The 13,015-nt window shown below is 72.5% G+C and carries 12 protein-coding genes; 11 read left to right on the top strand and 1 reads right to left on the bottom strand.

Going from position 1 to position 13,015, the window contains the following annotated elements:
- Window positions 1-400 precede the first annotated feature (400 nt).
- The 6 genes from ACZ6TV_RS25760 (at window position 401) to ACZ6TV_RS25735 (ending at window position 6,520) form a co-directional block, all read left to right on the top strand.
- Window positions 401-2,197 carry a serine/threonine-protein kinase gene (locus ACZ6TV_RS25760; protein WP_465299810.1) on the top strand — a complete coding sequence of 599 codons (1,797 nt, stop codon included), beginning with the start codon at window positions 401-403 and terminating at the stop codon, window positions 2,195-2,197.
- A 119-nt stretch (window positions 2,198-2,316) separates the two neighbouring features.
- The gene (locus tag ACZ6TV_RS25755) at window positions 2,317-2,775 is read left to right on the top strand and encodes an RrF2 family transcriptional regulator (RefSeq protein ID WP_465299809.1); all 459 of its coding nucleotides are present in this window, start codon (window positions 2,317-2,319) and stop codon (window positions 2,773-2,775) included.
- Window positions 2,772-3,809, top strand: a complete 1,038-nt coding sequence (locus tag ACZ6TV_RS25750) for a sulfate ABC transporter substrate-binding protein (protein WP_465299808.1) — start codon at window positions 2,772-2,774, stop codon at window positions 3,807-3,809. The genes ACZ6TV_RS25755 and ACZ6TV_RS25750 overlap by 4 nt, the downstream gene beginning before the upstream one ends.
- Window positions 3,806-4,663 (top strand): sulfate ABC transporter permease subunit CysT, encoded by an 858-nt coding sequence (gene cysT / locus ACZ6TV_RS25745; protein WP_465299807.1) that lies wholly within the window; start codon window positions 3,806-3,808, stop codon window positions 4,661-4,663. Before ACZ6TV_RS25750 ends, cysT begins: the two co-directional genes overlap by 4 nt.
- Window positions 4,656-5,519, top strand: coding sequence for a sulfate ABC transporter permease (locus ACZ6TV_RS25740; RefSeq protein ID WP_465299806.1), 864 nt, complete (start codon window positions 4,656-4,658; stop codon window positions 5,517-5,519). Before cysT ends, ACZ6TV_RS25740 begins: the two co-directional genes overlap by 8 nt.
- Window positions 5,516-6,520, top strand: coding sequence for a sulfate/molybdate ABC transporter ATP-binding protein (locus ACZ6TV_RS25735; RefSeq protein ID WP_465299805.1), 1,005 nt, complete (start codon window positions 5,516-5,518; stop codon window positions 6,518-6,520). Before ACZ6TV_RS25740 ends, ACZ6TV_RS25735 begins: the two co-directional genes overlap by 4 nt.
- Before the next feature lie 124 nt (window positions 6,521-6,644).
- On the opposite strand, the gene ACZ6TV_RS25730 is transcribed toward ACZ6TV_RS25735, so the two are convergent.
- Window positions 6,645-7,004, bottom strand: a complete 360-nt coding sequence (locus ACZ6TV_RS25730) for a hypothetical protein (RefSeq protein WP_465299804.1) — start codon at window positions 7,002-7,004, stop codon at window positions 6,645-6,647.
- 92 nt (window positions 7,005-7,096) lie between these two features.
- Between ACZ6TV_RS25730 and ACZ6TV_RS25725 the strand changes: the two genes are divergently transcribed.
- The 5 genes from ACZ6TV_RS25725 to ACZ6TV_RS25705 all read left to right on the top strand — a co-directional run bounded on the left by ACZ6TV_RS25725 (window position 7,097) and on the right by ACZ6TV_RS25705 (window position 12,970).
- Window positions 7,097-7,903 (top strand): ceramidase domain-containing protein, encoded by an 807-nt coding sequence (locus ACZ6TV_RS25725; protein ID WP_465299803.1) that lies wholly within the window; start codon window positions 7,097-7,099, stop codon window positions 7,901-7,903.
- A gap of 46 nt (window positions 7,904-7,949) precedes the next feature.
- Complete coding sequence (locus ACZ6TV_RS25720; protein WP_465299802.1) at window positions 7,950-9,395, top strand: MFS transporter; 1,446 nt, start codon at window positions 7,950-7,952, stop codon at window positions 9,393-9,395.
- Between the two features lie 132 nt (window positions 9,396-9,527).
- Window positions 9,528-11,381: a M14 family zinc carboxypeptidase gene (locus ACZ6TV_RS25715; protein WP_465299801.1), complete on the top strand. Its 1,854-nt coding sequence runs from the start codon at window positions 9,528-9,530 to the stop codon at window positions 11,379-11,381.
- Between the two features lie 60 nt (window positions 11,382-11,441).
- Window positions 11,442-11,930 (top strand): SigE family RNA polymerase sigma factor, encoded by a 489-nt coding sequence (locus tag ACZ6TV_RS25710; protein WP_465299800.1) that lies wholly within the window; start codon window positions 11,442-11,444, stop codon window positions 11,928-11,930.
- On the top strand, window positions 11,930-12,970 hold the full coding sequence (locus ACZ6TV_RS25705) for a hypothetical protein (RefSeq protein WP_465299799.1): 1,041 nt from the start codon (window positions 11,930-11,932) through the stop codon (window positions 12,968-12,970). Before ACZ6TV_RS25710 ends, ACZ6TV_RS25705 begins: the two co-directional genes overlap by 1 nt.
- Window positions 12,971-13,015: the final 45 nt, after the last annotated feature.

Here is a 13,015-nt window from a genome sequence, read left to right as displayed (position 1 = left end):
TTGCACTCGAAGTTGAATGCGGCGCCGACTTTCGCAGTGACGAACTACTGCCGAGTAGTACATCAATGAACGACGGATGAATCGTGCCGACGCAATACTCATTACCTGAGTACGGGATGACCATTCGGCCCATTGCACATACACCGAACGACGTAATTCACCGTTTTGACCTGCACCACTTCGAAACAGTGAGCCTTTTACCGGTGAATGAAGAAATGCATCGCGAAATTGCTGCGCCAGACATGCAACAGATGAACAGCCGGCCGCGTCCCGGCCAATCGGGCGCAGGCCGCACAACGGGGCCGAGGGTGGCAGATCGTGTGAGGACGGTCGGCAAAACCGCCGGTGGTCGATGGGGTGGCGGATAGACTCGCCGCAGTCCTGCCATCCGGGAGGCCCCATGGTCACCGACCCGCAGATCCACGGTTACCGCGACCTCACCCTGATCAGTTCCCGGGGCGGTCAGGCGCACGTGTTCCGGGCGCGCAAGGCGACCATGGACGGCTCGGCCGTCGCCATCAAGGTCTACCGGCGGGATCTCGACGACGCCGACCGGCGGCGCTTCCTGCGCGAGGTCCAGGCGCTGCGCGCCCTGCAGGGCCGCTCACACGTGGTGCGCCTGCTGGAGGCCGACTTCACCGCCGACGGGCTCGGCTATGTCGTCATGGACCTTTACGACGGCTCGGTCGCGGACCGCCTCGCGGTGGACCGGACGCTGCCGGTGCGCGACGCGCTGCGCATCGGCGCGGAGGTCGCCCAGGCGCTCACCCACACGCACGAGGCCGCGGAGCGCATCCTGCACCGCGACATCAAGCCCGGCAACATCCTGCTGACCGCCGACGGCACCGCGGTGCTCTCCGACTTCGGCATCTCCGCGATCCACCGCGACGACGGCCGCTGCACCGCCACGGCCCGGCTGGGCACCCTCGGCTACACGGCGCCGGAGGTCCACGCCGGCCAGCCGGAGAGCGTCGCCTCGGACCTCTACTCCCTGGGCGCGACGCTGCACACGCTGCTGACCGGCGCGCCACCACGGCAGGGCCACGACCTGGACGCCGTCCCCGAGCCGGTCGCCTCGGTGCTGCGGCGGGCCCTGTCGCCCGACCCGGCCGGCCGGCAGGAGTCCGCCCGGCGGCTGCGCGAGGACCTGCTGCGCGCCGCGGACCTCGTCACCACCGCGTTCGCGGTCCCCGCGCCGGCCTCGACGAAGGTGCTGCCGGGCGAGGAGACCCGCACCGGGTCGGCGGCGGTCCGGCCGCGGCTGATCGAGCCGCCGACCACCGACCCGGACCTGGGCCGCAACATCGCCGCTGGGCTGACGGCGCTCGCCGGCGGCCTGGGCGTACTGGCGCTGCTGGACTGGCCCTGGTGGGGCAGTGCGCTGCTGCTCGCGGTGCCGCCCGGCGCGGCCGTGCTCGTGCGCCGGGCGCTCGGCACGGCGAAGCTGTTCGGCCCGGCCGCCGCGGCGACCCTCGTCTGCTACGCGGTGCCGTGCCTGCTCGCGCTGGCGCGCATCGGCGAGCACCCGCTTCCCGGCATCGCCATGCTGCTGTCCACCCTCGTCGCGTTCGGCGGGCAGGTCACCGCGACGCACGAGATCGAGCGCTACGCCTGGCAGGACATGGCCCAGTCCGAGACCGCGCGGGCCAACCTGGAGCGCGGGCAGCTGTTCGAGCGGTTCCGGGACCGGTACTGGCTCGACGACAGCCACCCGCCGGACTGGCTCGACGACGTGCTCGGCCCGCTGCCCGCCGCCCGGGCGATGCCCTGGCAGGGCGGGGCCGCGCGGTTCGTGGTGGTGTGCGACCGCAGCGTGGTGCTCCTCGCCGTGCTCGACGGCGTGCGCCCCGGCACGTACGAGCTGAACCGCGCCGACGGCCACCCCTGCCGGGTGTTCGCCGACGGGCGGCCCAACACCTCGGTCGACATCCGGCTCAAGGAGCTCGCCCGCAGGGTCGACGCGACCGGCTGGGGCACCGCCGGCGTCGGCGTGGGCTGCGTCGTGGTCCTCACCACCGACGGGGTGCACTCCGAGGGCATCCGGCTCGCGCCCGCGCAGTTCGCGTCGACGGGGCTCACCGTCGTCGTGGCACGGGACGCCGGTGCGGCGCTCGTGCGGCAGCTGGCCGGCGCCGATCCGCAGGTCATCGACCCTGTCCTGGTGCGGCTGGCAGGCGAGCGCGCGCAGCGCCCCTGACCCCCGGTCGATGTAACGAGACCCACACGTCTTGACACCGGGCGTCCCGCAACTATTCTATTCCTACCTACTAACTAGACAAGATAGGCAATGCCAGTACAGCGGGGGATCTGATCCGGTTGCACATCTCTGTCCGTGCCGACTACGCGATCCGGGCGATGCTCGCGATCGCCGCGGCGGAGCCGGGCCGCATCACGGCCTCGGAGCTGGCGCGGCACGAGCGGATGTCCATCGGTTCACTGCAGACGGTCCTTCTCGAACTTCGCCGCGTCGGGCTCGTGCACAGCCACCGCGGCACGGAGCGGGGATACGGCCTCGCCCGACCGGCGTCAGCCATCACGGTCGGCGAGATCCTCCGCGCCATGAACGGCGCACTGACCACCGTGCGGGGCCTGCCCACCGACCAGGCCACGTACGACGGGGTGGGGCGCGGGTTGCGCAAGGTCTGGCTGTCCGTCGACACCGCGGTCAACGCGATCGTCGACCAGGCCACCCTCGCCGACCTGCTCACCGACAACGACACCGAACGCACGATCCCCATGCGCACTGCCGACACCAGGAGGACAGGTTCCCCATGAAGCACCCCATCAGAGCGACCGCCGCTCTCATGCTCGCCGCCGGCCTCGTGCTGTCGGCGTGCGCGGGGACCACCAAGAAGGACGAGGCCGGGGCCAGCGGCTCGTCCACCACGCTCAACATCGTCGGCTTCGCCGTGCCCGAGGCCGCCAACAAGGCGATCGCCGCGGAGTGGAACAAGACCCCCGCCGGCAAGGGCGTGAAGTTCCAGACCTCCTACGGCGCCTCCGGCGACCAGAGCCGCGCGGTCGTCGCCGGCCTCAAGGCCGACTACGTGCACTTCTCGGTGTCCAGCGACGTGACCCGCCTGGTCGACGCCAAGCTGGTCGACCCGAGCTGGAACCAGGGCCCGAACAAGGGCATCGTGTCCTCCTCCGTCGTGGTCCTCGCGGTGCGCCCCGGCAACCCGAAGAACATCAAGGGCTGGGACGACCTGATCAAGCCCGGCATCGGCATCGTCACCCCGAACCCGGCCTCCTCCGGCGCGGCCCGCTGGAACGCCCTCGCCGCGTGGGGTCACATCACCGCCAACGGCGGCACCGACGCGCAGGCCGGCGAGTACCTCACCAAGCTCTTCGCCAACGTCGTCGCGCTGCCCGGCAGCGGCCGCGACGCCACCACCGCCTTCATCGGCGGCACCGGCGACGTCCTGCTCGCCTACGAGAACGAGGCGATCCTGGCCCGGCAGAGCGGCGAGAAGCTCGACTGGGTCTACCCGGACACCACGATCCTCATCGAGAACCCGGGCGCGATCCTCACCAACGCCGACCCGAAGGCGAAGGACTGGCTGGAGTTCGTGCTGAGCCCGGCCGGTCAGCGCCAGTTCGCGCTCAAGGGCTTCCGCCCCATCATCCAGGGCGTGGACACCAAGGGCGTCGAGGGCGCCATCGACCCGAACAGCCCGTTCCCCGCGCCGGCGAAGCTGCTCACCGTCGACAAGGACTTCGAGAGCTGGTCGAAGCTCTCCAAGAAGTTCTTCGACGAGAAAGAGGGCCTGATCGTCAAGATCATCGCCGCGTCGGGCAAATCCAAGTGACATCGGCGACCGCAAACCCGGGCCGGCCGGCGGGCAACCGCCGGCCGGCCTCGGCCGTGCCGCAGGGGCACCCCCTCACCCGCGTCTCCGGGCTCGGCCTCGGGGTCGCGATGCTGTGGTTCAGCCTCCTGGTGCTCATCCCGCTCGCCGCGGTCGTCGCCGTCGCCGGCTCGCAGGGCCTCGGCGGCTTCTGGGACGCGATCGTCGCCGAGCAGACCCTCGCCGCGATCGAGCTGACGATCTTCACCTCGATCGGCGTCACGCTCGTCAACGTGGTCATGGGCACGCTCATCGCCTGGGTCCTGGTCCGCGACCGCTTCTTCGGCAAGCGGGTCCTGGAGATCCTCGTCGACATCCCGTTCGCGCTGCCGACGATCGTCGCCGGTCTGGTGCTGCTGTCGCTGTACGGGCCGTACAGCCCCATCGGCGTGGACATCGCCAACACCCGGGTCGCGGTCTTCGTCGCGTTCCTGTTCGTGACGCTGCCGTTCATCGTGCGGACCGTGCAGCCCGTCCTCGCCGAGATCGACCGGGACGTCGAGGAGGCCGCCGCGTCGCTCGGCGCCAGCCGGTTCACGATCTTCCGGCGGGTCATCCTGCCCAGCCTCACCCCGGCGATCACCGCCGGGGCGGCGCTGTCCTTCGCCCGCGGCGTCAGCGAGTACGGCTCCCTGGTGCTGCTGTCGGGCAACCTGCCGATGCGCACCGAGGTCACCTCCGTGCGCATCTTCAGCAGCATCGAGAACGACCACCTGGAGAACGCGGCGGCGGTCGCCACGGTCCTGCTGGTGATCTCGTTCGCCGTCATCGTCGCGCTCGACGTGATCCAGCGAAGGACGGTCCGCCGTGGCTGACACCCTGGCCAAACCCGCGCCCGCGCGCAAGAGCCCCGGGAAGGCCTGGACCCGCCGCCGCGGGCCGGTCGCCCACCTCGTGCGGCTGATCGTGATCGTCTACCTGTTCTTCCTGGTCGCCTGGCCGGTGTACCTCGTGGGCCAGAACACCTTCAAGGACGGCTTCGACAACCTGCAGGGCATCCTCACCGACCCGGACATCGTGCACGCCCTGCACCTGTCGGTGGAGATCGCGATCATCTCCGTGATCATCAACACCGTCTTCGGCGTCGGCATCTCGATCCTGCTCGTGCGGTACCACTTCCCCGGCAAACGCCTGCTCAACGCCCTGCTCGACGTGCCGCTGTCGGTGTCGCCGGTCGTCGTCGGCCTGTCGCTGGTCCTGGTCTACGGCGGCCGCAACGGCTGGTTCGGCCCGACCCTGGAGAGCTGGGGGCTGCAGATCATCTTCGCCGAGGCCGGCATGGTGATGGCGACGGTCTTCGTCGCCCTGCCGCTGGTCATCCGCGAGGTCGTGCCGGTCCTGGAGGAGATCGGCGAGGAGCAGGAGCAGGCGGCCCGCAGCCTCGGCGCCAACGCCTGGCAGACCTTCGCCCGCGTCACCCTGCCCTCGATCAAGTGGGGCATCATCTACGGCGTCGTGCTGAGCCTGGCCCGCTCGCTCGGCGAGTTCGGCGCGGTGAAGATCGTGTCGGGCAACGTCCTCGGGGCCACCCGCACCGCACCCCTCGTCGTCGAGGAGAAGTACCTCAACTTCGACAAGGGCGGCGCCTACGCGACCGCGTTCCTCCTCGCCCTCGTCGCCGTGGCCAGCATCATCGTCGTATCCGTCCTCCGGCCGAAGGAAGACCGTTGAGCATCGAAATCGCAGGGGTCGGCAAGCGCTTCGGGGACTTCGTCGCGCTCGACAACGTGTCGGTGAGCATCCCGTCGGGCCGCCTCACGGCGCTGCTCGGCCCGTCCGGCGGCGGCAAGTCCACGCTGCTGCGCATCATCGCCGGGCTGGAGCGCGCCGACACCGGCCGGATCGAGATCGAGGGCGTCGACGCCACCGACCTGCCGCCGCAGAAGCGCAACGTCGGCTTCGTGTTCCAGCACTACGCCGCGTTCAAGCACATGTCGGTGCGCCGCAACGTCGCCTTCGGCCTGCAGATCCGCAAGCGGCCCAAGGACGAGATCGCGGCCCGCGTCGACGAGCTGCTCAAGCTCGTGCACCTGTCCCAGTTCGCCGACCGGCTGCCCGCCCAGCTGTCCGGCGGCCAGCGCCAGCGCATGGCCCTCGCCCGCGCCCTGGCGATCAAGCCGACGGTGCTGCTGCTCGACGAGCCGTTCGGCGCCCTGGACGCCAAGGTCCGCAAGGAGCTGCGCGACTGGCTGCGCCGCCTGCACGACGAGGTCGAGGTCACCACCGTCTTCGTCACCCACGACCAGGAGGAGGCCCTCGAGGTCGCCGACGAGATCGTCGTCATCAACGACGGCCGCATCGAGCAGATCGGCTCCCCCGACGACCTGTACGACCGCCCGGCCAACGACTTCGTCATGCGCTTCCTCGGCCCGGTCACCCAGCTCGGCGACCACCTGGTCCGCCCGCACGACCTGCAGATCGGCACCACCCCGGCGGGCCCGGACGACGTGACCGGCACGGTCACCCGCGTCACCCGGATCGGCTTCGAGATCCGCATCGACGTGACCACGGCCGCCGGTCAGGACGTCATCGTCACCGTGACCCGCAACGAGTTCCTCGCCCTGAACCTGGAGTCCGGCGCCACCGTGCACCTGCGGATCGCCCCCGGCAGCCCCACCACCGCCGTCGCCGCCGCCGCTCCCCCGGCCGACCTGGCCAAGGCCGGCGTCTAGGACCGCCGGCCGCGAGCGTCACCGGCACGGCGGCCCGGCAGACGAGAAGACCTCCGGCGAGGTGCGGCTGCGCCGCCGCACCGGACCGGAGGTCTCCGTGGCTTACCGCGGGGGTGCCCGGCGGCTAGGTCAGGACGTCGATGACGGCCCAGGTCAGGGCGAAGGTCGAGGCCGCGCCGACGGCCACCGCGAACCCCGCCCGCCCGCGTCCGTGCCCGCCGCGCCGGGCCTTGACGAACGCCCACACACCGAGCCCCAGCGCCACCGGGCCGAGCGGCCAGACGAGCCACGCGACCAGCGCGACGTAGCCGGCGACGATCGACTGCCACGACCGGCCGACCGGCACCACCCAGTGCACCGCGCTCGACGGCGACGACCCGTAGGCGGGCGCCGGCTGGTACACCGGCTGCTGCTGGTGGACCGGCGGCGGCTGGTACACCAGCTGCTGCGGCGGCCGCTGGTAGGTGTGCTGCTGATACGACATGCCTCAACTGTCCCCGCGACCGCCCGCCGCCGCTGTCCACCCGCCGGCCGTGACCTCGTCCCCGCACCGCCCGACGTGGGATCGTGGCGCGCGTGACGCGTGATCTCAGACCTCTCGCCGCCGCGGGCGCGGTCGCGGCCGTCTCGTGCGGGCTGCTCGCCGCGGCGGTCGGGCGGGGGTGGCTCGGCGCCGACGCCGGGCGTGGGGCGGAGTTCTGCGAGGCCGGCCGGGACTGGGTGGTCAGGCAGCCGGCCAACACGTTCAGCAACGCCGGGTTCGTCGTCGCGGGGCTGCTCATCGCCTGGCACGCCGGGGCGCGGCCCGACATCGGGGGCGGCGCGTCCGGGCCGCGGTGGCGGGCGGCGGCGCTCGCGTGCCTCGTGGTGCTGCTCGGGCCGGGCAGCGCCGCGATGCACGCGACGCAGAGCGCGCTCGGCGGGCACCTCGACCTGCTGAGCATGTATCTCGTCGCCGCGTTCGTCCTCGCGTACGCCGTCATGCGCCGGACCCGCGGCGGCACGCCGACCCTGGCGGCGGTGTTCGTGGGCGGGGTCGCGTGCTGCGAGGCGGCCGGGGCGTGGGACGCGCGGCTGCCCGTCGTCATGCACCCGGGCAACGCCGCGTTCGGGCTGCTGCTCGTCGCCGCCGTGGCCGTCGAGGTGGGCGTCATGCGGCGCGGCGGCGACGGCCGGCGCGCGTACGTGTACGGCGCGATCGCGGCGATCCTGGTCGCGTTCGGGATCTGGAACGCGGCGAAGGCCTGGCTGTGCGACCCGCGCTCGCTGGTCCAGGGGCACGCGGCCTGGCATCTGCTGTGCGCGCTGTCGGTGTACCTGCTGTACCGCTACTACGCGAGCGAGGACCGATCTTGTGGTGGGGCGGCCCGGCGCATATCGTGACGCCAGGACCCTGAGGGAAACGCTGTTTCCCAATTGAGGAGGCCGCGTGGGCGTCGAGACGGTGCGGGTTGAGGCGTTCGCGGGGCGGCCACCGGTCGCGGTCGACCCGGCGAGGACCGCGCCGCTGGGGTGGTGGCCGGCGATCTGCGTGGCGCTGGTCGCGTTCGTCGACCGGGTCGAGTACAACCTCCTCGCCGGGGTCGTGCCGCAGATCCAGGAGGAGTTCGGGCTCAGCGACAAGGCCGTCGGGGCGATCCCGACGGCCGGCGCCATCGCCGGGGTCGTGCTGCTGCTGCCGGCCGGGCGGCTCGCCGACACCGGCCGGCGCAACTGGATCATCGCCGCGGTCGTCGGCACCTGGGCGCTGCTGACCCTCGGGACGGGCCTGGCCACGTCGTACGCGGTGCTGTTCGGGATCCGGGTGCTGCTCGGGGCGGCGGGGCAGCTCTACAACCCGCCCGCGTCCAGCCTCCTCGCCGACTACTTCCCGCCCGGCGGCCGGGCCCGCGCCTACGGCCTGGAGCGGCTCGGGTACTTCGTCGGGCTCCCGGTCGGGGTCCTCGTCGGCGGGGCGCTCGCGCAGGCGGTCGGCTGGCGGCAGGCGTTCCTGTTCGTCGCCGTGCCCGGCGCGGTCATCGCCCTGCTGTGCCTCACCGTCCGCGAGCCGGTCCGCGGGCTCGGCGACCGGATCGGGGCCCTCGCCGCCGGGACCGCGCCACCCGCCGCCCCGGCCGCGGAGGAGGAGGCGGTCCCCGTACACCGGCAGCTGCGGCAGCTCGTGCGGATCCCGACGCTGCGGTCGGTCGTCGCGGGCCTGACCATCATGTTCTTCGGCCTCGGCGGCCTGTTCTTCTGGATGCCGACCTTCTACCAGCGGCAGTTCGGCCTGGAGGAGGCGGCCGCGACCGGGATCGCCGGCGGGGTCGGCGGCGTCGGCATCGTCCTCGGCGTGATCATCGGCGGCCGGTACGGCGACCGCCACCACGGACGGCGCCCCGGCTGGCGGATGGTCCTGGCCGGCACCGCCCTGTTCATCGGCGCGCTCGGCCTGGCCGTCGCGGCGCTCGTGCCGGTGCTGCCGGTGCAGATCGCCGGGTACTTCATCGCCAACGCCGGGTTCTCCGCGGCGATCCCGAACCTGACCGCCGCCAACGCCGACGTCGTCCCGGCGCACCGGCGCGGCCTGGGCTTCGCGGTCCTCAACGCGGTCGTGACCCTCGGCGGCGCCGCCGGCCCGTTCCTCGTCGGGGTCGCCTCCGACGCGCTCGGCGGCGGCAGCGGGTCCGGCTCGCTGCGCGGCGCGTTCACGGTCCTGCTGCTGCCCCTCGGCGTCGGCGCCTGGATCATCCACCGCGGCGGCCGCACCTTCGACGCCGACATCGAGCGGGCGACCACCGGCGGCAGCACGCTCGACGCCGGCATCGAGCCGGCCACCCCCGACATCGAGCCGGCGCCCGGCGAGCCGGAGCGCGGCGGCGCGGGTGACCGGTAGGCGCCGAGCGCGGCGAATCGCCGGAATGCGGCGAAACGCGGAGCCGCGTTATTGAAAAGACGTATGTTGATATGACCTTGGGTTGGATGGTCACCTGATAGCTCGTTCACCTCCACCACCCAAGGAGGCTTGATGAGCCACCCCCGTAGGCGCACCATCCCCCTCACGATCGCGGTGACCGCCGCTCTCGTGGTCGCCGCGATCAGCCCGGCCGGCGCCGCGCCGACCGACGCGGTGCCCGCCGAGACGTCCGCTCCCTATCTGGTGAGCGGGGTCGGCACCCTCGACCAGCGCAACCAGGTCGCCGCGACCGGCGCGGCGATCGACGGCGTCGACCACGGCGTCGCCGACGTCACCGCGACCCCGTCGGAGGTCGCGAAGCTGCGGCAGCTGGGCTTCACCGTCACCCGGGCGCTGCGGCCCGCGACCCCGGCCGGGCCCGCGACGATCCTCGACTTCCCGTCGGCGGACTCGATGTACCACAACTACGCGGAGATGACCGCCGAGCTCAACCAGGCCGTCGCCGACCACCCGGCGATCCTGCGCAAGACCAGCCTCGGCACGTCGTACGAGGGCCGGGACATCCCGGTCATCAAGATCTCCGACAACGTCGCGACCGACGAGAACGAGCCCGAGGTCATCTACACCGCGCACCAGCACGCCCGGGAGCACCTCACCGTCGAGATGGCGCTGTACCTGGTGAAGCTGCTCACCGACAACTACGGCAGCGACGCGCGGATCACGAACGTCGTCAACTCGCGCGAGATCTGGATCGTGCCGGACATGAACCCCGACGGCGGCGAGTACGACATCGCCACCGGCGCCTACCGGTCGTGGCGCAAGAACCGGCAGCCGAACAGCGGCAGCAGCAACGTCGGCACCGACCTCAACCGCAACTGGTCGTACAACTTCGGCTGCTGCGGCGGGTCGTCGGGCACCACCAGCTCCGAGACCTACCGCGGCCCCTCGGCGTTCTCCGCGCCGGAGACCCAGCGGGTCCGCGACTTCGTCCTCAGCCGGCGGGTCGGCGGGGTGCAGCAGATCAAGACGCACATCGACTTCCACACCTACGGCAAGCTCGTGCTCTGGCCGTTCGGCTACACCACCGCCAACACGGCGCCGGGGCTGGACGCCGACCAGGAGGCGACGTTCCGCACGCTCGGCGTCCAGCTGGCCGGCACCAACGGGTACACCCCCGAGCAGGCCAGCGACCTGTACATCACCGACGGGTCGATCGACGACTGGATGTGGGGCGACCAGCGCATCTGGTCCTACACGTTCGAGATGTACCCGGGCAGCGGCGGCGGCGGCTTCTACCCGCCCGACGAGGTCATCGCGGCGCAGACCGCGCTGAACCGGGAGTCGAGCCTGCAGATCGCCGAGTACGCCGACTGCCCGTACCGCGTCATCGGCAAGGAGGCCCAGTACTGCGGCGCGAGCCCCGGCACGACGGTCTGGTCCGACGACTTCGAGACGAACAAGGGCTGGACGGTGAACCCGTCCGGGACCGACACGGCGACCAGCGGCGCGTGGGAGCGCGGCGACCCCGAGGCCACCGACTCCAGCGGCCCGAAGCAGCTCGGCACCACGGTCAGCGGCAGCAACGACCTGGTGACGGCGCGGCTGGCGGGGTCCAGCGCCGGCGCCAACGACGTCGACGGCGGCACGACCAGCGTGCGGTCGCCGAGCATCGCGCTGCCGTCGACCGGGACGCTGACGCTGAGCTACTCGTGGTACCTCGGCCACGGCAGCAACGCGACGTCGGCCGACTTCCTGCGCATCAGCGTCGTCACGGCGAGCGGCACGACCGTGCTGTTCACCGCGGCGGGCGCGGCCACCGACCGGGACGCCGCCTGGGCGACCGGCAGCGTCAACCTCACCCCGTACGCGGGGCAGAGCGTCCAGATCCTGATCCAGGCCGCGGACGCCGCCACCGCGAGCCTGGTCGAGGCCGGCGTCGACGACGTCGTCATCCGGCAGGCGTAAGCGCACAAGGCCGCCCGTCCCGTGTCTACGGGGCGGGCGGCCCGCCGCGTCTTCTAGGACGTGACGTTCGAGGAGTACGCGTTCGCCCGCACCCCGGCGCTGTTCCGCTTCGCCAGGCTGCTCACCGGCGACGAGCACCGGGCCGAGGACCTGGTCCAGGACGTCCTCGCCAAGGCCTACGCCCGCTGGGGCCGGATCTCCCGCACCGACCGCCCGGACGACTACGTCCGCCGGATGCTGGTCAACGCCCACCACTCGTGGTGGCGGCGGCGCAGCAGCCGGGAGGTCACCGTGGAGACCGTCGCCGAGCGACCCGCGACCGCCGACGAGGCCGCCGAGGTCGCCGACCGCGACGCGCTGTGGCGGCTCGTCCTGCGGCTGCCCGCCCGGCAGCGCACCGTCATCGTGCTGCGCTACTACGAGGACCTGGACGACACGCGCATCGCCGAGATCCTCGACTGCTCCACCGGCACCGTGCGCACGCACGCGAAACGGGCCCTCGACACGCTCCGCGCCGCGCCGTCGGCGTCACTCACGGGAGGGTTCTGATGCGCACCGACCTCGACCGGCGGCTCACCGAGACGCTGCACGCCCGCTCCGGCGACGACGTCGACCCCGCCCCGATCGTCGCCCACGCCCGCCGCCGCGGCCGGCGGATCAGGCTCCGGCGCCGGGTGACGGCAGGGGCCGCCGCCGCGCTGTGCGCCGTCCTGGTCGCTTTCGCCGCGACGGTACCGTCGAAGCAACCGCCGCCCGTCCCGGCCGCGCCACCCGTCGCGCTCGGCCTGCCCCCGGCGCCCGGCGTGCCCGGCGCCCTCAAGCGCCCCGACACCGTCGGCGCCGACCCGCGGGTGCTGCACTTCGTCGCGGACGACCTCGTCGACGCCGAGTACGCGACCTGGCGCACCGGCCGCGGCACGGAGAGCGTGGAGTTCCTGAACAAGGCCCAGTTCGTGCTCGCCACCACCGAGGCGGCGCTCGACGCGGTCCCCCGCAGCCTGCGCTCCGCGGGCCACCCGCAGCCGCCCGCCGGCGTGCGGGTCGCCGACCGGCCCGGGACCGCGTGGACCGACGCCGGCCAGGACGGCGGCCCGGCCCTGTGGTTCGTGCGCTGGCAGCCGGGCGACGGCCTGTGGGCGCAGCTGAGCATGGTCACCGCCGACCGCGACGAGGCCACCCGGGCCGCGGCCCAGGTCAGCTTCACCGGCTCGCAGCGCTGCGTCGTGCCGTTCCAGCTGGACGCGCTGCCCACCGGCGGCCGCGTCCTCGGCTGCGCGATCACCGTCGGCACGCCGGAGCGCGACGGCTTCGCCGAGGCGTCGCTGATCGTCGGCGACGACGCCGGCCGCTGGCTGACGATCCGCGCCGAACGCACCCCGGAGGGCGTGACGGACCGCGGCGGCGACCTGGTCGCCGGCCCCTACCGGCCCTGGTCCGTCGCCCCCGGCGCCCTGGAGATGCTGGTCGGGCCGTGCCTCGTCGACCTCTTCCTCACCGACCTGGGCGACGGCTACGCCGAGCGGGACGCCCTGACCGTCCTGGGCGGCTACCGCCCGGTCACCGACCTCACCCACCCGGAAACCTGGTGATTTCGCGCGCTCTGTCCACATAGGAGACACCGGGACAGTGGGAAC

The organism is Dactylosporangium sp. NPDC051087 (assembly GCF_055586325.1).
Note: the sequence above shows the minus strand (reverse complement) of the source record. Positions and strands in the feature narration are given on the sequence as shown.

Bases quoted from the DNA above. Each gene is read 5' to 3' on its own strand.
- ACZ6TV_RS25760 (WP_465299810.1), top strand. From the start codon at position 401: ATGGTCACCGACCCGCAGATCCACGGTTACCGCGACCTCACCCTGATC.
- ACZ6TV_RS25750 (WP_465299808.1), top strand. From the start codon at position 2,772: ATGAAGCACCCCATCAGAGCGACCGCCGCTCTCATGCTCGCCGCCGGC.
- ACZ6TV_RS25730 (WP_465299804.1), bottom strand. From the start codon at position 7,004: ATGTCGTATCAGCAGCACACCTACCAGCGGCCGCCGCAGCAGCTGGTG.
- ACZ6TV_RS25715 (WP_465299801.1), top strand. From the start codon at position 9,528: ATGAGCCACCCCCGTAGGCGCACCATCCCCCTCACGATCGCGGTGACC.
- ACZ6TV_RS25705 (WP_465299799.1), top strand. From the start codon at position 11,930: ATGCGCACCGACCTCGACCGGCGGCTCACCGAGACGCTGCACGCCCGC.